Source organism: Micromonospora citrea (genome assembly GCF_900090315.1).
GTDB classification, from domain to species: Bacteria; Actinomycetota; Actinomycetes; order Mycobacteriales; family Micromonosporaceae; genus Micromonospora; species Micromonospora citrea.
On record NZ_FMHZ01000002.1, the window covers coordinates 2,456,127 to 2,473,291 of the forward strand.

Annotated in this window: 16 protein-coding genes; 3 read left to right on the forward strand and 13 right to left on the reverse strand. The window is 72.9% G+C overall.

Features of this window, described 5'->3' with window-relative positions:
• Nucleotides 1–24 precede the first annotated feature (24 nt).
• The 7 genes from GA0070606_RS11145 to GA0070606_RS11175 all read right to left on the reverse strand — a co-directional run bounded on the left by GA0070606_RS11145 (nt 25) and on the right by GA0070606_RS11175 (nt 7,121).
• Nucleotides 25–1,077, reverse strand: coding sequence for a sensor histidine kinase (locus GA0070606_RS11145; protein WP_091097472.1), 1,053 nt, complete (start codon nt 1,075–1,077; stop codon nt 25–27).
• Nucleotides 1,074–1,739, reverse strand: coding sequence for a response regulator transcription factor (locus GA0070606_RS11150; RefSeq protein ID WP_091097476.1), 666 nt, complete (start codon nt 1,737–1,739; stop codon nt 1,074–1,076). The genes GA0070606_RS11145 and GA0070606_RS11150 overlap by 4 nt, the downstream gene beginning before the upstream one ends.
• A 298-nt stretch (nt 1,740–2,037) precedes the next feature.
• On the reverse strand, nt 2,038–3,051 hold the full coding sequence (speB, locus tag GA0070606_RS11155; protein WP_091097479.1) for an agmatinase: 1,014 nt from the start codon (nt 3,049–3,051) through the stop codon (nt 2,038–2,040).
• Nucleotides 3,048–3,872, reverse strand: coding sequence for an ABC transporter permease (locus GA0070606_RS11160; protein ID WP_091097482.1), 825 nt, complete (start codon nt 3,870–3,872; stop codon nt 3,048–3,050). The genes speB and GA0070606_RS11160 overlap by 4 nt, the downstream gene beginning before the upstream one ends.
• Nucleotides 3,872–4,771 carry an ABC transporter permease gene (locus GA0070606_RS11165; protein WP_091097486.1) on the reverse strand — a complete coding sequence of 300 codons (900 nt, stop codon included), beginning with the start codon at nt 4,769–4,771 and terminating at the stop codon, nt 3,872–3,874. The genes GA0070606_RS11160 and GA0070606_RS11165 overlap by 1 nt, the downstream gene beginning before the upstream one ends.
• A complete protein-coding gene (locus tag GA0070606_RS11170) occupies nt 4,768–5,931 on the reverse strand; it encodes an ABC transporter ATP-binding protein (protein ID WP_091107591.1) in 1,164 nt (387 codons plus the stop codon). Before GA0070606_RS11170 ends, GA0070606_RS11165 begins: the two co-directional genes overlap by 4 nt.
• Before the next feature lie 5 nt (nt 5,932–5,936).
• Nucleotides 5,937–7,121 (reverse strand): polyamine ABC transporter substrate-binding protein, encoded by a 1,185-nt coding sequence (locus GA0070606_RS11175; RefSeq protein WP_091097490.1) that lies wholly within the window; start codon nt 7,119–7,121, stop codon nt 5,937–5,939.
• Nucleotides 7,122–7,321: 200 nt separating this feature from the next.
• Between GA0070606_RS11175 and GA0070606_RS11180 the strand changes: the two genes are divergently transcribed.
• A complete protein-coding gene (locus GA0070606_RS11180; RefSeq protein ID WP_091097494.1) occupies nt 7,322–7,834 on the forward strand; it encodes an Lrp/AsnC family transcriptional regulator in 513 nt (170 codons plus the stop codon).
• Between the two features lie 45 nt (nt 7,835–7,879).
• On the opposite strand, the gene GA0070606_RS11185 is transcribed toward GA0070606_RS11180, so the two are convergent.
• Both GA0070606_RS11185 and GA0070606_RS11190 read right to left on the reverse strand, forming a co-directional pair.
• A complete protein-coding gene (locus GA0070606_RS11185) occupies nt 7,880–8,071 on the reverse strand; it encodes a DUF397 domain-containing protein (protein WP_091097497.1) in 192 nt (63 codons plus the stop codon).
• On the reverse strand, nt 8,062–8,829 hold the full coding sequence (locus GA0070606_RS11190) for a helix-turn-helix domain-containing protein (RefSeq protein WP_091097501.1): 768 nt from the start codon (nt 8,827–8,829) through the stop codon (nt 8,062–8,064). Before GA0070606_RS11190 ends, GA0070606_RS11185 begins: the two co-directional genes overlap by 10 nt.
• A 1,090-nt stretch (nt 8,830–9,919) precedes the next feature.
• Between GA0070606_RS11190 and GA0070606_RS11195 the strand changes: the two genes are divergently transcribed.
• A complete protein-coding gene (locus GA0070606_RS11195) occupies nt 9,920–11,266 on the forward strand; it encodes an aspartate aminotransferase family protein (RefSeq protein ID WP_091097504.1) in 1,347 nt (448 codons plus the stop codon).
• Nucleotides 11,267–11,383: 117 nt separating this feature from the next.
• Here GA0070606_RS11195 and GA0070606_RS11200 read toward each other — a convergent pair whose 3' ends face one another.
• Nucleotides 11,384–11,752 (reverse strand): DUF3499 domain-containing protein, encoded by a 369-nt coding sequence (locus tag GA0070606_RS11200; protein WP_091097507.1) that lies wholly within the window; start codon nt 11,750–11,752, stop codon nt 11,384–11,386.
• Between the two features lie 155 nt (nt 11,753–11,907).
• Between GA0070606_RS11200 and GA0070606_RS11205 the strand changes: the two genes are divergently transcribed.
• A complete protein-coding gene (locus GA0070606_RS11205; RefSeq protein WP_089001916.1) occupies nt 11,908–12,357 on the forward strand; it encodes a metallopeptidase family protein in 450 nt (149 codons plus the stop codon).
• A gap of 85 nt (nt 12,358–12,442) precedes the next feature.
• Here GA0070606_RS11205 and GA0070606_RS11210 read toward each other — a convergent pair whose 3' ends face one another.
• The 3 genes from GA0070606_RS11210 to GA0070606_RS11220 form a co-directional block, all read right to left on the reverse strand.
• Nucleotides 12,443–12,700 (reverse strand): WhiB family transcriptional regulator, encoded by a 258-nt coding sequence (locus GA0070606_RS11210; protein WP_007455784.1) that lies wholly within the window; start codon nt 12,698–12,700, stop codon nt 12,443–12,445.
• A gap of 833 nt (nt 12,701–13,533) precedes the next feature.
• Entirely contained in the window at nt 13,534–16,041 is a 2,508-nt protein-coding gene (locus GA0070606_RS11215) for a bifunctional FO biosynthesis protein CofGH (protein ID WP_091097511.1), read from the reverse strand.
• A 170-nt stretch (nt 16,042–16,211) separates the two neighbouring features.
• Nucleotides 16,212–17,126 carry a hypothetical protein gene (locus GA0070606_RS11220; protein WP_091097515.1) on the reverse strand — a complete coding sequence of 305 codons (915 nt, stop codon included), beginning with the start codon at nt 17,124–17,126 and terminating at the stop codon, nt 16,212–16,214.
• Between the last annotated feature and the right edge of the window lie 39 nt (nt 17,127–17,165).

Sequence of the window (17,165 nt, forward strand, 5' to 3'; positions counted from 1 at the left end):
TTGTGTGCCGGCCGGTCGGCCGGGTCAGTGCGGCAGTCGGACCTCGACCCGCAGGCCGCCGTACTCGGCGGGTCGGGCGGCGATGATGCCGTCGTGCGCCTGGGTGATCGAGCGGGCGATGGCCAGGCCGAGGCCCGCGCCGCCGCCGTGGCCGGTACGGTCCGCGGCCAGCCGCCGGAACGGCTCGAAGAGGCCGGCGACCGCCTCGGCCGGCACCACCTGGCCGGTGTTGACCACGGTCAGCGCCGGGGTGCCGCCGACCGCGACGGTGAGGGTGCCGCCGGGCCGGTTGTACTTGATCGCGTTCTCCACCAGGTTGCTGACCAGGCGCTCCAGCAGCACCCGCTCCCCGGCCGCTACCCGGGGCGTGAGGTGGCTGTCGATCGTCACGCCCGCCTCCCGGGCCCGGTCCTGGTAGCTGGCCAGCACCCCGGCAACGATCTCGTCGAGCCGCTGCGGCGTACGGGAGCGCAGGCCCTGGTCGCTCTCGCTGAGCGTGAGCAGCCCTTCGATCAGCCGCTCGTTGCGCTCGTTGGTCTGCAGCAGTTGGGCGGTCAGCAGTTCCATCTGCTCACCGGTGAGCGTCCGGGCCATCCCGATCTCGATCAGCGTCCGCTGCACCGCCAGCGGGGTGCGCAGTTCGTGTGAGGCGTTCGCGGCGAACCGCCGCTGCCCCTCGTACCCGGCGGAGATCCGCTCCATCATCTCGTCGATGGCCCCGGTCAGCCGGGCCAGCTCGTCCCGGCCCGGCCGGCGGATCCGGTGTCCGAGGTTCTGCGGGCCGACGTGGGCGATGGGCTCGGCGAGGTCGCGCACCGGGCGCAGGCACCACACCGCGCCGGCCCAGATCGCCACCACCGCGCCGACCAGCACCGCGAGCATGATCAGCGGGTACAGGGCCACGTCGAGGTCGCGCGCCGGCTGGCACACCAGCCCTGACCCGGGCAGCGGCGGGTCGCAGAACTCCCGGCCGCGCAGCCACGCCGTGGTCAGCAGCCACTTTTCCAGGCTGGGCCGGAGGTAGCCGACGAGCAGGGCGAGCACCCCCACCAGCAGGATGCGGCGGCGCGGGGTCACTCCGGGCCGCCGATCCGGTAGCCGGCCTTCGGCACGGTGTGGATGACGGCCGGCTGGCCGAGCTTCTTGCGCAGCGTCATCACGGTGACCCGGACGGCGTTGGTGAACGGGTCGGCGAACTCGTCCCAGGCCTGCTCCAGCAGTTCCTCCGCGCTGACCACCCGGCCGCCCGCGCGCATCAGCACGTGCAGCACGGCGAACTCCTTCGGGCTCAGGTTCAGCGGGTGGCCGTCCCGGGTGGCGACGTGCCGGGCCACGTCGAGCACCACCCCGTGCCGGGCCAGCACCGGCGGCAGCGCGGGGGCGGAGCGCCGGCCGAGCGCCTGCACCCGGGCGACCAGCTCGGCGAAGGCGAACGGCTTGGTCAGGTAGTCGTCGGCGCCCAGCCCGAGCCCCTCCACCCGGTCCCGAATGCCGGCCGCCGCGGTGAGCAGGAGCACCCGGGTGCCCGCGCCCGAGTCGGTGATGCTGCGGCACACCTCGTCGCCGGTGTGCCCGGGCATGTCCCGGTCCAGCACGGCCACGTCGTACCGGTTCACCCCGACCCGCTCCAGCGCGCCGTCGCCGTCGTAGCAGACGTCGACCGCCATCGAGAAGCGGCGCAGCCCCTCGGCGACCGTGTCCGCCAGCAACCGCTCGTCGTCCGCCACCAACACCCGCACGCCTGTTCTCCCCGTGGTTCCTCGCTGTCCGGGACACCGTCTCAGGCCGGAGTTAAGGGTTCTGTAAACACCGGCAGGAGCCATCCTCCACGGCGGCGTTCCTGGGACAAGCGATCCCGAGCCGGGCCAGGTCGGCGCCGCCCACGAGGCGTTCCTGACCGCTGGGCCGGAGGCGGCCCGGCGTACCGACCGGTGGCTGCGGGAGGTGGTGGCGCACCCCTGGCGCCGGAGAGCAGCGCGACACCGACCAACTGCAGCCCGGACTGAACCCGCCGAGGGCGGGCGACTCCAACTACGGTCAGCGGGCGTCGAGGACAGGTTGGCGGGGGTTCCAGGGTGGGCCGCCGGCGGCGTCGCGGCGGCGGCGGGCGATCGCCGACAACGCCTCCAGCACCACGCGGTTACCCAGGTACGCGGTGATGTCCGCGTGGTCGTACGGCGGGGCGACCTCGACCACGTCGACGCCGACGACGGGCAGCTCGTAGCAGCAGCGCCGGACCGCGTCGAGCAGCTGGCGGGAGGTCAGCCCGCCGGGCTCCGGGGTGCCGGTGCCGGGCGCCATGCCGGGGTCCACCACGTCCACGTCCACGGAGAGGAAGACGCCCTCGCACTCGTCCACCGCGATCCCGAACGCCTCCGTGAGGCACTCGTCCAGGCCGCGCGACACCAGCTCGGTCATCTCGTACGACCGCATCCGCTGCTCCGCCATCCACGACAGCGTCTCCGGGCCGGGCCAGTAGCCGCGCAGGCCGAGCTGGAGGAACCGGTCACCGCGTACGGCGCCGGACTCGATGAGCCGGCGCATCGGCTGGCCGTGCCCGTGCAGGCTGCCGAACTCGATGTCCCCCGTGTCGGCGTGCGCGTCGAAGTGCACCAGCGACACCCGGCCCGGCCCGTGGTGGCGGGCGACGCCGGTGGCGTCGGGCAGCGCGATGGAGTGGTCGCCGCCGAGCACCACCGGGATCGCGCCGGCGCGCGACACCGCGAAGACCGCCGACTCCAGGGCGGCCAGGGAGCGTTCGATGTCGCCGGAGAACATCTCGACGTCGCCGGCGTCGTACACCCGCAGGTCGCGCAGCGCGTCGACGCGCAGCGCGAGGGACGGGCGGGAGCCGTCGTGCGGAAGGTAGCAGGCCTGGCGGATGGCGGAGGGGCCGAACCGGGTGCCCGGCCGGTGCGAGGTGCCGCCGTCGAAGGGCGCGCCGACGATCACGACGTCGGCGTCGGCGAAGGACGACGGGTCGTCGAGCGCGCAGCGGTCGACGCCGAGGAAGGTGACGTCGGGGCCGAACATCGGGCCGTAGCGGGTCATCGCTGCCGTTCCTCCAGGGTGGGTCGGAGCCGGCGGCCCCGGCCGCCGCGCAGGGTGCTGGCGAGCACCAGCAGCAGGGCTACCACGAACATGGCCGTGCCGACGACGTTGACCTGCGGCGGGATGCCCCGCTGGGCGGCGCCCCAGACATACATCGGGAACGTGACGGTGGTGCCCGCGTTGAAGTTCGTGACGATGAAGTCGTCGAACGACAGCGAGAACGCCAGCAGCGCGGCGGCCACGATGCCGGGCCGCACCAACGGCAGCGTGACCAGCCGGAAGGTCTGCCACTCGCTGGCGTAGAGGTCCATCGCGGCCTCCTCCAGCCGGGAGTCCATCCCGGCCAGCCGCGCCCTGACGGTGACCACCACGAACGACAGGCAGAACATGACGTGCGCGATGACGACGGTCCAGAAGCCCTGCGGCACCCCGGCGGCGACGAAGAGGGCGAGCAGCGAGGTGCCCATCACCAGTTCGGGGGTGGCCATCGGCAGGAGGACCAGCACGTCGACCCCGGACCTGCCGCGGAACCGGTGCCGCACCAGCGCGAACGCCATCAGGGTGCCGAGCACCGTGGCGACCACGGTGGCGACGAAGCCGATCTGGACGCTGCGCACCACCGCGTCGCACATGTCGGAGGTGGCGCACGGGTTGCGCCAGTTGTCGAGCGTGAACTCGTGGAAGTCGTACGACAGGCGGCTGGACGGGCGGTTGAAGGACAGGGCGGCAACGACGGCGACCGGCAGGAGGAGGTAGCCGAGCACCAGCAGCGCCACGCCCGTCACCCAGCGGTCGGCCAGCCGGCGGAGGATCCGGGCCATCACGGCACCTCGTCCGTACCGGCCCGGCGCAGGCAGCCGAAGACGACCGCGAGGATCGCCGCCATCAGCAGGAACGACAGCGCCGCGCCCTGCGGATAGTCCAGCCGGACCAGGAACGCCGAGTCGATGACGTTGCCGATCATGTATTCGTTGGGGGTGCCGAGCAGTTCGGCGTTGATGTAGTCGCCGCTGGCCGGGATGAAGAAGAGCAGCGCGCCGGCGACCAGGCCCGGCATGGACAGCGGCAGCGTCACCCGGCGGAAGGCCCGCAGCGGGCTGGCGTAGAGGTCGCTCGCCGCCTCCAGCAGCCGGGGGTCGAGCCGCTCCAGGCTCGCGTACAGCGGCAGCACCAGGAAGGGCATGAAGTTGTACGTCAGGCCGAGCACCACCGCGACCGGGGTGGCCAGCAGCCGGCCGTCGGGGGCGAGCAGGTGCACGTCGCGCAGCAGCCCGACGACCCAGCCGTTGTCGGACAGGATGGTCTTCCAGGCCAGCGTGCGCACCAGGAAACTGGTGAACATCGGCGCGACCACGCAGACCAGCAGCAGGTTCTTCCACCGCCCGGCCTTCTGCGCGATCGCGTACGCCAGCGGGTAGCCCATCAGCAGCGCCAGCACCAGCGCGAGGCCGGCGTAGCCGAAGGACCGGGCGAACTGCGGCCAGTACGCCGCGAGCGCGTCCGGGTAGTTGCCGACCGCCCAGGTCAGCGCGTACCCGGTGGCGAGCGAGCCGGCGGGGTCGTAGAGGCTGGCGGCGGCGAGCTGCACCAGCGGCACCCCGAAGAAGAGGAGCAGCCACGCCGCGCCCGGCAGCAGGAGCAGGTACGGCCGCAGCCGGTGCGCGCGGCGGGGCGGCGGCGGGTGTCCCGACCCCGTGGCGGCGCGGGTGAGCACGCTCACGAGGGCACCCCGACCGGCTCGTCCCACACCGGCGTGCCCTCTCTCTCGCCGGGCTCCCGGGCCAGCAGGAAGGCGTGCCGGGGGTGCCAGTACGCCACGGCCGCCGCGCCCACCGCGCGCGGGCCGGTCGCGCCGCTGTTGGCCACGAAGACCGACAGCTCGCTGCCCCAGCCGGTACGCAGCAGGTACTGGGTGCTGGCTCCTGTGTAGGAGGCGTCGGTGACCACCCCGGTGACGTGCTGACAGCCGGCGGGAACCTGGTCGGCGGAGTCGACCAGGTGCAGCTTCTCCGGGCGTACGCCCAGGTGGACCGGCCCTCGGTCGGCGCGGGCCCGGTCGGCGGGCACCGAGAAGCGACCGCCGTGCACCGAGACCGCGACCTCGCCCCCGGCCGGGCCGGTGGCCTCGCCGGCGAGCAGGTTGGACTGGCCGAGGAAGTTTGCCACGAACCCGGTGGCCGGGAACTCGTAGAGGTCGGCGGGCGTGCCGAGTTGCTCGATCCTGCCGGCGTTCATCACCGCGACCGTGTCGGCCATCGTCATGGCCTCCTCCTGGTCGTGGGTGACGTGCACGAACGTGACGCCGACCTCGGTCTGGATCCGCTTCAGCTCGGCCTGCATCCGCCGGCGCAGCGTGAGGTCGAGGGCGCCGAGCGGCTCGTCCAGCAACAGCACCCGGGGGCGGTTGACCAGGGCGCGGGCCAGGGCGACCCGCTGTTGCTGGCCGCCGGAGAGCTGGGCTGGGCGGCGGTGGCCGAGGTCGTCGAGCCGCACCAGCGCGAGCATGGCCATGACCTGGTCGTCGACGGACCGGATGCCGCGCCGGCGCAGGCCGAAGGCCACGTTCTCGAAGACGTTCAGGTGCGGGAAGAGCGCGTAGCTCTGGAACACCGTGTTCACCGGCCGCTTGTACGGCCGCAGCCGGGTGACGTCCCGGTCGCCGAGCAGCACCCGCCCGCTGGTCGGCTCCTCCAGGCCGGCGATCATCCGCAGCGTGGTGGTCTTGCCGCAGCCGGACGGCCCGAGCAGGGCGAAGAACGCGCCCTGCGGGACGGTCAGGCTGAGGTCGTCGACGGCGGTGGCGGCGCCGTACCGCTTGGTGAGGCCGGCCAGCCGCAGGTCACCGGCCGGGGTCTCGCGTTCCGAGGTCGCCCTGCCCATGCTGATCACGCCCCGATGACCCGCTGGAACTTGCCCTCGTACTCGCGCTCCTGCTGCTCGTCCAGCGCCATGAAGACCTTGGACCTCGCCAGGATGGCCTCGTCCGGGAAGATCAGCGGGTTGGCGGCCAGCTCCGGGTCGATCTTCTCCATCTCGGCCTGGGCGCCCTGGACCGGGCAGATGTAGTTCACGAACGCGGCGAGCTTCGCGGCGATCGCCGGGTCGTAGTAGTGGTCGACGAGCCGCTCGGCGTTGCCCCGGTGGGTGGCCTTGTTCGGCACGACCACGTTGTCCGACCAGATCATCGCCCCGGACTCGGGCACCACAAACCTGATCTTGTCGTCGTCGAAGCCGAGCTGGATGGCGTCGCCGGACCAGCCGATGCACGCGGCGACGTCGCCCCTGGCGAGCTCGGGCGCGTAGTCGTTGCCGGTGAACCGGCGGATCTGGCCGGAGTCCACGGCCTTCCTGAGCTTGTTCAGCGCGTCGTCGAACTGCGCGGCGGTGAATTTCGCCGGGTCGTGGCCGTTCGACTGGAGCAGCAGGCCCATGGTGTCGCGCATCTCGGCCAGCGCGGTCACCCTGCCCTTGAGGTCGGGGCGGGTGAGCAGCTCGTCGACCGTACGGATCTCCTTGGTCACCCTGCCGTTGTAGGCCAGGCCCGCCAGCCCGGACTGCCAGGGAATGGCGAGCTGGTCCTGCGGGTCGAAGGACCGGTTGCGCAGCGACGGCAGCAGGTTGGCCGCGACGTTGGGCAGCTTCGACCGGTCGAGCTGCTGCACCCAGCCGAGGCGGATCAGCCGCGCCGCCATCCAGTCGGAGAGGACCACGACGTCGCGCCCGATGCTCTGGCAGCCCGCGAGCTGGTTGCGCACCTTGCCGAAGAACTCGTTGTTGTCGTTCACGTCCTCCGTGTAGGTCACCTGGATGCCCGTCTTCGCGACGAACGCGTCGAGGGTCGGCCGCTTCGCACCGTCGGACTCGTCGACGTCCATGTACTGCGGCCAGTTGGAGAACGTCAGCTTCTTCTCGGTGCCCGACAGGTCCTCGCTGACGCAGCCGGCCCCGCTCCGGGTGGCCGCCTCGGTGCCGCAGCCGGCCAGCGCGCCGCCCGCGGCCAGCAGCGTGGCCGAGCCGAGGGCGCCGGTGAGCAGTCCACGCCGGGTGAGGGACCGAGCGCGAGTGCGCATGTGACGACTCCTGGGGGTCGACGTCGGCGGGACGGGGGAGGGTGGCGCGCCGGCGGGAGGGTGCAAAGGACGAATGATCCTGACATGAGGCCCCCTCCCTTACAAGTGATTCCGTTGCGGCGATAGCTCCAGACGACGAATTACGCCAAACTGTGCGAGGCCACCCGGCGCGGCCCGGGAACCGACATGGGGAGCGGTCGATGACGAACCGGCAGCACGACAACGGCAACGGCGGGCGAAGGGTCACCGTCCGCGAGGGCGCCGGCCACGCCCTGCTCGACGACGTGGCGAAGCAGATCATCGAGCAGCTCCAGGAGGACGGCCGCCGGCCGTACGCGACCATCGGCAAGGCGGTCGGGCTGTCGGAGGCGGCGGTACGCCAGCGCGTGCAGCGGCTGCTCGACGCCGGGGTGATGCAGATCGTGGCCGTGACCGACCCGCTCCAGCTCGGCTTCCCCCGCCAGGCCATGATCGGCCTGCGTACCGACGGCGACATGGAGGCGGTGGCCGACCGCCTCGCCGAGCTGGACGAGGTCGCCTACGTGGTGATCACGGCGGGCTCGTTCGACCTGCTGACGGAGGTGGTGTGCCGCAACGACGACCACCTGCTGGAGATCCTCCAGCGGCTGCGGGCGGTCGAGGGCGTGCTGTCGACGGAGGCGTTCGTCTATCTCAAGCTGCGCAAGCAGACGTACTCCTGGGGCACCGCCTGATCCGGCCGCCGGCCCGGTCGGAGGCCACCGGGTTGCCGGTCGGGATCAGCCGGCGCGCCCGACGGAGGCGACGAACGCCCGCCAGGCGTCGGGTGCGAAGCTGAGGGTGCCGCCGTCGCGGTCCTTGCTGTCCCGGACCAGCACCCGGCCGGGCAGGTTGTCGGCCACCTCGACGCAGTCGCCGCCGTTGTTGCTGCTGCGGGTGGCGGTGCGCCAGCGGGCGTCGGTCATGTCCATGTCGTCGCCACTTCCCTGATCAGCTCGATCGACCGGCGTCGCGGCAGCGCCTCGCCCGCCACGCTCTCCCATCTGCCGCCCAGGCTAGCAATGTCGGCACTCTCGGTCACCACCTGACCGCGAAGCTGGTTGTCCACATAGGCCGCCTCGGCGCCGTCGGGCAGGCGGATCAGGACGAACGGCCCGGCGAGCCCGGTGTGCCAGGGCACCTCGGCCGGGATCACCCGCACCTGCACGTGCTCCTGCTCGGCGACCGTCAGCAGATGGGCCAACTGGCCGGCCATCACCGCCCGGTCGCCGACCAGCCGCCGCAACACCACCTCGTCGATCACGGCGACGAGCTGCGGCGGAGCCTCCCGCGCCAGGAGCGCCTGCCGGGCCACCCGACCGGCGACGATCTCGTCCACCTCGGCCGGCGGGAGCAGGCCGCCCGTCCCCAGCACCGCGCGGGCGTACCCTTCCGTCTGCAACAGCCCCGGCACCAGCAGCGGCTGGTAGGTGCGGATCGAGACGGCGTCCTGTTCGAGCTCGGCCCACGGCCGGAACCAGGGCAGGTCACGGCGTCGGAACGGCTCGGGCCACAGCTCGGCGGCGTCGCGGCCGAGCACCTCGGCGACGGCGAGCCGGGTCCTGGGGTGCGGTATCCGACCCGACGCGAGCCACCGGCCCGCCGTCTTCGGGTCCACACCCACCTTCTCCGCCAGCGACTCGACCGTCTCCCCCTTCTCGGCCATCGCCACCCGCAGCACCTCGTTCACACCCGACCTCCCACGCCGACGTCACACTCGGGCGCACCGTAGCGACGCTGCGTGCTCGCGTCGCCGCCGAACCGCCGTGTCGCGCGGGGACTTGTTTCGCGCGTTCCGGGTGGCCGACCGCTGCCCGGAAAAGGCCCTGGACATGCCGCCGGCACCCGGCCGCCGGACGCGGGCGACGCTTGACGCCCCGCCGGCCCTCGTTGCGCAACCTCGCCGACCCGACCGTGCCCGAGTCGCTGTCCGGGCGGGCCGACCCCCGCCGTCATCCGGAGCAGCCCGCCGACGCCGGGCGACTCCCCGGGGCGGCCCCGTCTCGGCGGAACCGGGCTCCGGGAGGGACCGGAAGTTCCCGGCCGACGGCGCCGACCTGACCTCGCCCACCCTGTCGAGCTGATGTCACAAACGACTCAACCAAACGCCCGCCGCACCCCGACGCCACCCTGTCATGACGCCGGCAACCGAACCTCGCCCACCCTGTCGAGCTGATGTCACAAACGACTCAACCAAACGCCCGCCGCACCCCGACGCCACCCTGTCATGACGCCGGCAACCGAACCTCGCCCACCCTGTCGAGCTGATGTCACAAACGACTCAACCAAACGCCCGCCGCACCCCGGCGCCCCAGCACCCCGGCGTCGCGGCGTCCCGGCGTCCCGGCGTCCCGGTGTCCCGGTGTCCCGGTGTCCCGGTGTCCCGGTGTCCCGGCGTCCCGGTGTCCCGGTGTCCCGGTGTCGTGATGTCGTAACCGACTCAGCTCGACAGGGCCCGGCCAAGTACCCCTCGCCCGCCCACTCGCGGCAGCTTCGCGACCGGGTCGATCGCCCGGCCCGATGAGGGTGCGGGCGCACTCAGGGCGGCACCGCACGTGGGCGGCGGTGGCCGTTGCCGGGTGCCGGCGACGGAGGACGCCCGGACACCGACCGCGAGAGCGTGCGGATTCCGTCGCTCCGACACTCAACATCCTCCGAATCCGTTGCAGAAGTGCCAAGTCACAGCCGATTTCACTTGCCTTTGCAGCTCAGGGTGTGCGATAACCGTGGGCAGAGCGGCCGGCGTCACCCCACACCGGCCCGGGACCGATGGGGCTCACATGGCGAACGCCACCGACCACCTCTGGATGCACTTCACGCGGATGGCGAGCTACTCCGCCGGCGAGGTGCCGACCATCGTGCGCGGCGACGGCGCGTACGTCTGGGACGCCCAGGGCCGCCGCTACCTGGACGGGCTCGCGGGGCTCTTCGTGGTCAACGCCGGCCACGGGCGCGCCGAGCTGGCCGAGGCCGCCGCCAAGCAGGCGGGCGAGCTGGCCTACTTCCCGCTCTGGTCCTATGCCCACCCCAAGGCGGTCGAGCTGGCCGAGCGGATCGCGGCGCTGACCCCCGGCGACCTCGATCGCGTCTTCTTCACCACCGGCGGGTCGGAGGCCGTCGAGGCGGCGTGGAAGCTGGCCCGGGCCTACTTCAAGCGCACCGGCAGGCCCAACAAGCACAAGGTGGTCAGCCGCCACGTCGCCTACCACGGCACCTCGATGGGGGCGCTGTCGATCACCGGCCTGCCCGGCATCAAGAGCGACTTCGAGCCGCTCGTGCCCGGCGGCATCAAGGTGCCGAACACCAACTTCTACCGCGCTCCGGAGCACGGCGACTCCCCGGAGGCGTTCGGCCGGTGGGCCGCCGACGAGATCGGCCGCGCCATCGAGCGGGAGGGGCCGGACACCGTCGCGGCCGTGTTCCTGGAGCCGGTGCAGAACTCCGGCGGCTGCTTCCCGCCGCCGCCCGGCTACTTCGAGCGGGTCCGCCAGATCTGCGACGCGTACGACGTGCTGCTCGTCTCCGACGAGGTGATCTGCTCCTGGGGCCGGCTCGGCGAGTACTTCGGCGCCGTCCGGTACGGGTACCAGCCCGACATCATCACCACCGCGAAGGGGATCACCTCCGGCTACGCCCCGCTCGGCGCGATGATCGCCAGCGAGCGGCTGATGGAGCCCTTCCTGACCGAGACCGGAGTCTTCGCCCACGGGGTGACCTTCGGCGGTCACCCGGTCTCCTGCGCGGTCGCCCTGGCCAACCTGGAGGTCTTCGCCCGCGAGAACCTGATCGGCCACGTCCGGGCCAACGAGGCGGCCTTCCGCGCCACCCTCGAGAAGCTGCACGACCTGCCGATCGTCGGCGACGTGCGCGGCGACGGCTACTTCTACGGCATCGAGCTGGTCAAGGACAAGGCCACCCGGGCGACCTTCGACGAGGCCGAGTCCGAGCGGCTGCTGCGCGGCTTCCTGTCCACGGCGCTGTTCTCGGCCGGGCTCTACTGCCGCGCCGACGACCGGGGCGACCCCGTGGTGCAGCTCGCGCCGCCGCTGATCGCCGGGCAGCAGCAGTTCGACGAGATCGAGCAGATCCTGCGCGCGGTGCTCACCGAGGCGTGGGCGCGCCTGTAGCTCCCCGCCGTCCGGCCGGGCCGGCCGGGCGCCTCACATGCGCCGGTGGCCGCGCGCCCCACGTGCGTCAGTGGCCGCGCACCCCACGTGCGCCGGTGGCCGCGCGCCCCACGTGCGTCAGTGGCTGGGGGGAATGACGCGCAGGTGGCCCCGGCGGCCCGTCTGCGGGGCCGAGTTCAGCGTCTCGTCGTCCTCCGGCGGGCGGGGGGCCACCGGGCGGGCGGCCTCGCGGACGGCCTCGGCGAGGGCCACCAGGTCGTCGGTGGTGGGCGGCGGGGGCTCGAACTCGCCCTCGTGCCGGACGACGTCCCATCCGCGTGGGGCGGTGAGGCTGCGGGCGTGCGGCTCGCAGAGGTCGTAGGTGTGCGGCTCGGCGAAGGCGGCCAGCGGCCCCACCACTGCTGTCGACTCGTTGTAGACATAGGTCAGCGTGGCGACCGCTTGCCGGGGGCAGCCGTTACGGGAGCAGCGCCGTGGTGACCTCACGGCGGCAGGGTATCTCCATTACCGGGTCCGGCGCACCGCTTCGCGTTGCGACACGCCCGTCGCGGTGATCACAATTCGGCCGGTTCGGCGGCGCGGCGCGCCACATCCGCGGCGCTGCCGCAGGCCAGGTCGGTGCGGGAGCTAACCTGTCCCTCATGACGAGCCCGGAACACCGCCGCCCCGGCCCCGGCCGGCGCGCCCACCGCGACCGGCACGGGCGCGGCCTGCGCGGGCGGCTGGTGCCGGCGACGGTGCCGCTGGCGCGGACGAAGGCGGAGATCTTCGACGACCTCGTGCTGGACACCGTCGAGACCCTGGAACGACGGTTCGCCAAGGAACTGGCCGGTGTCGAGTTCGCGGTGGAGGACGTCCCGCCGGACCTGAACGTCTACGACTCCGACGTGCTGGAGGACGGCGAGGTGCCGCTCGCGCGCCTGCTGCCCGGCCGGCCGGGCCGGCAGGAGGTGCCGCCGCGGATCGTGCTCTATCGTCGCCCGCTCGAGTTCCGGGCCATGGATCGCGAGGATCTCGCGGACCTCGTCCACGACGTGATCATCGAGCAGGTGGCCAACCTGCTCGGGGTCGACCCGGACGAGTTGGCCTGAGCCGCCCGCCGGGTGCCGCCGCCAACGGCGACCGGTTCGTTCGCGCCTGAGCCGGGCGGCCCCCACCGCCCCGGCCCGGCGACACTCAGGCGGCCCGCCGCTTGAGCTTGCGCCGCTCCCGTTCCGAGAGCCCACCCCAGATCCCGAACCGCTCGTCGTGGCCGAGAGCGTATTCGAGGCATTCCGTCTTGACCTCGCAACGCGAGCAGATTCGCTTCGCCTCGCGGGTCGAGCCGCCCTTCTCGGGGAAGAACGCCTCCGGGTCGGTCTGCGAGCAGAGCGCCCGCTCCTGCCACTCCGGCGCGTTTCCGAGCAGGTCGGCCACCTCAAGCTGGCCGTCCATCAAAAGCCTCCTTGTCGCGCACCGGCGTCATCGCCGCTGCAACCCCCCACGCGAAAGGCGCGCGTGTCCGTGCGGTCCGATTTGCTGCGTTCCGTGCGAACAACCCCATTCAAATTACACGCGTGTAATGCGTGCGCCGTCAAGCCAAACTTGATAATGGAGTCGCCCTCCCGACAACACTCCGGACGACCACCCGGCCGCCCGGCCTCGCAACCTGCCATATCGATTCAGACCCCGGCCGAGTAACGCCCTCTCCGGCGAGTTGCCCGAGTTTTCTCCCGTGGCGCTTCTCCGCCGACCCGACCGGACACGCCCGACGGAGACCCCCGAAAGACCACCACCACAATCGTTGATCTTGGTGGGGCACAGGTTAACGCGACTTCGCGCCGACCGCCCGTCGAGCGATGAACTACCGGCGCCATCCCGTCCACGATGTGGACTCTGTGCCGCGCGGACCGGCGGCGGCCGACCCCAACGGAGGCCTGGCGCATTCCCTCCACCAGGCACGATCCGGGATCTGCCCGCCCGCCGCGGCATTCGCTTCACCGGTGTCCGCTCGTCCCACCTGACGGTATCAGCGCCGATGCGCGGATCCGGTCCGGCGACACTGTGGAAGGTGCCGTCGCGCTCCCGGGCGCCGGGGTGCGTACGCGGCTCGTCGTCCCGGCCGACCCCGTTCTCCGGCCCCGACGCACCCGTCCGGTGTGGATGAGGCCGTTTCGCTTCCGGCCCGGTCCGGCCGCGGTGTTCGGCCCCGGTACGCCGATCGGCCGCCGTACGAACCAGGCGGTGAATTCGCACCGGTACGGCCGGCGGCGGGAAAAGGCGCGACCCTAGGGCCGGGGGCGACCGTACGCGGTGGTGCGCCTGCGCGCTGGCCGTCCCGCCGCCGCGGCAATGGCGATCAACTGCTCCTCGGTACGCGCCGAACCGTTGCCGGAGCCGGCCATCCGGGAAATGGTCTCCTCCATCAGCGTGCCGCCCAGGTCGTTGCAGCCGCCCCGGAGCATCGCCGCCGTGCCCTCGTCGCCGAGCTTCACCCAGGAGCACTGGATGTTGTCGATGCGGCCGTGCAGCAGCAGCCGGGCCATCGCGTGCACCACCCGGTTCTCCCGCCAGGTCGGCCCCGGGCGGGCGATGCCGGCCAGGTAGATCGGCGCGTTGGTGTGTACGAACGGCAGCGCCACGAACTCGGTGAACCCGCCCGTGCGGTCCTGCACGCCGGCCAGCACCCGGAAGTGCGCGAGCCACTGCCCGGGATGGTCGACGTGGCCGTACATCATCGTGGAGCTGGAGCGGATGCCCAGCTCGTGGGCCGTGCTCACCACGTCGACCCAGGCGGCGGCCGGCAGTTTGCCCTTGGTGAGCACCCAGCGCACGTCGTCGTCGAGGATCTCCGCGGCGGTGCCGGGGATGGTGTCCAGCCCGGCCTCGCGCAGCCCGGTCAGCCACTCCTGCACCGACACGCCGGCCTTCGCGGCGGCGGTGACGATCTCCATCGGCGAGAACGCGTGCACGTGCATCCCCGGCACCCGTGCCTTGATCGCCCGGACCAGGTCGGCGTAGACGGTCACCGGCAGCTTCGGGTCGATCCCGCCCTGGAGGCAGACCTCGCTCGCGCCGGCCGCCCACGCCTCCTCGGCCCGGTCGGCGACCTGCTCCACCGACAGCCGGTAGGCGTCGGCGTCGCGCTCGCGCTGGGCGAAGGCGCAGAAGCGGCAGCCGACGTAGCAGACGTTGCTGAAGTTGATGTTGCGGTTGACCACGTACGTCACGTCGTCGCCGACCGCCGCCCGGCGGACGTCGTCGGCGAGCCGGCACAGCTCGTCGAGTGCCGGCCCGTCGGCGGCGAACAGCGCCAGCGCCGCGTCGGCGTGCCTCGGCTCCAGCAGCGCGGCCGGGTCGTCGGCGGCCAGCCGCAGCCCGGCCCGCAGGTCGCCGCCGGTCCCGCTCCCGCCGCCGGCGGTGACCTTGCCGGCCACCTCGGACCAGTCGCCGTAGACGTGGTCGAAGTCGCCGCGCCGGTCGCCCGTCCGGCCGGTGGTGTCGATGGTGGCGTGCAGGTCGACCCGGCCGCCGTACGTCTCGTCGGGTTCCTGCCAGGGGCGGCCCACTGGCCGGGCCTCCTCGACGGCCAGCCCGGTCGCCGGGTCGGCCAGCGCGCCGACGTGCGGCAACAGGCGCGGGTCGAGCCACGGGTCGCCGGCCCGCACGTACTCGGGGTAGATCGTCAGCCGCTCGCGCAGCGTGAAGCCGGACTTCTCCGTGTGCCGGGCCAGCTCGTCGATCTGCGGCCAGGGGCGTTCCGGGTTGACGTGGTCCGGGGTCAGCGGGGAGACCCCGCCCCAGTCGTCGATGCCGGCGCGCAGCAGCAGGTCGTACTCGCCCGCGATCAGGTTCGGCGGGGCCTGGATGCGGGCCTTCGGGCCGAGCAGCACCCGGGCCACCGCCACCGTGGCGGCCAGGTCGTGCAGCTCGGCGTCGGGCATGCCGCGCATCGCCGTGTCCGGCTTCGCGCGGAAGTTCTGCACGATCACCTCCTGGAGGTGGCCGTACTCGCGGTGCGCGCGGCGGATCGCGAAGATCGCGTCGACCCGCTCGGCGGGCGTCTCGCCGATGCCGATCAGGATGCCGGTGGTGAACGGCACGCCCACCCGGCCCGCGTCGTCGAGCACCCGCAGCCGTACCGCCGGCTCCTTGTCGGGCGAGCCGAAGTGCGGGCCGCCCGGCTCCGACCAGAGCCGCGTCGCCGTGGTCTCCAGCATCATCCCCATGCTGGGCGCGACGGGCTTGAGCCGCTGCAACTCCGACCAGGAGAGCACCCCCGGGTTGAGGTGCGGCAGCAGCCCGGTCTCCTCCAGCACCGCCACCGCGCACGCGCGCAGATAGTCCAGAGTGGAGTCGTAGCCGCGCTCGTCCAGCCACCGTCGGGCCGCCGGCCAGCGCTCCTCGGGCCGGTCGCCGAGCGTGAACAGGGCCTCCTTGCAGCCCTGGGCCGCGCCCGCCCGGGCGATGGCGAGGACCTCGTCGCGGTCGAGGAAGGCAGCCGGCAGCCGGTGCGGCACCGTCGCGAAGGTGCAGTAGTGGCAGCGGTCCCGGCACAGCCGGGTGAGGGGGATGAAGACCTTCTTCGAGTACGTGACCACGCCCGGCCGCCCGGCCTCGCGCAGCCCGGCGTCGCGGACTGCGCCCGCCACCTCGAGCAGCTCGTCCAGCGCCTCGCCCCGGGCGGCCAGCAGCGCGGTGGCCTCGTCGACGTCGAGCGCCCGCCCGGTCGCGGCCCGACGCAGCGCCCGCCGCACGCTCGCGTCGGTCGGGCCGGGCTCGGTGCGATCAACCATCCGCCCAGCCTAAGCGTTCACCGGTCCCGCCCCGCCCGCCCGGCCCGCGCCGTGAACAAGCGCACCACCCGCCGGCCGGGGCCCCGGCGGCCGGCCGAAGAGGGGCGGGAAGCGCGAGCGCCCCGCACGGGACCGTGCGGGGCGCTCGGGTGACGGGTGGTGCCGCCCGGTCAGCGGGGGGCGTCGGGGTTGTCGCCCGGGTTGATGTGCTGGGTGCGGTCGGAATCGCCGTCGGTGGGGCGCGGGATCGCCTGGGTGGGCTCGACCGACTGGCGCGGGATCGCCTGCGTCGGCTCGGCCGAGGGCGGCTGCCCGAACGGCGGGGCGCTCGGCGTCGCCCCGAACGGGGGCGCGGACTGCGGCGCGGCGTTGGCCGGCGGGCCGGACTGCGGCGCCGGGTTGAACGGCGGAGTCGGCTGCGCGCCGCCGAACTGCCCGGGCTGCTGACCGTACGGGGCGCCGTACGTGCCGGGGGCGGCCCAGCCGCCCGGCTGGCCGGGGGCCGGCTGGCCAGGCTGACCCGGCTGCCCCGGGTAGCCGCCCTGCTGCTGCGGCCAACCGGGCTGCGGCTGGCCGTACACGCCGGGCTGGGGCTTCGGCTTGGGGACGTAGTACAGAGTGCGCCAGATCTTGAAGACGACGAACGCGGCGAGCGCGAGGAGCGCCAGCCATCCCGCCCGGGTCAGCAGGCCGAGGAAGGCGTCCAGGATCTCGCCCTCGGCCAGCCGGTCGACCGTCCAGATGAGGATGGTCAGCACGCCGAACAGGGCGCTGACCGCGTACTCGACGAGCGCCACCTGGGTGATCAGTTTCGCCTTGCCGGTGGCGGGACGCACGTGCGTGACGAGCAGCACGGCCAGCACCGGCAGGACCACGGCCTCCAGGCCGACGAAGGCGAAGAAGGCGCTGCCCGCCCGGCCGGCGAACGTGGTGTACTGAGCCGGCGTCAGCAACCGGATCAGGCCGACGAAGAGGAACACGGCGTTCGCGCCGAGAAGCACGAACGCGGCGAGCTCCCGCAACGGCTTGGTCAGTTGGCTGGCCTGCGTCCCTTCGGTGGGCGCGGGCTCGGCGGGGCTGGTCACGGAATCCCCCTCGGGGCGAAAGCGGACAGTTGCCGACGT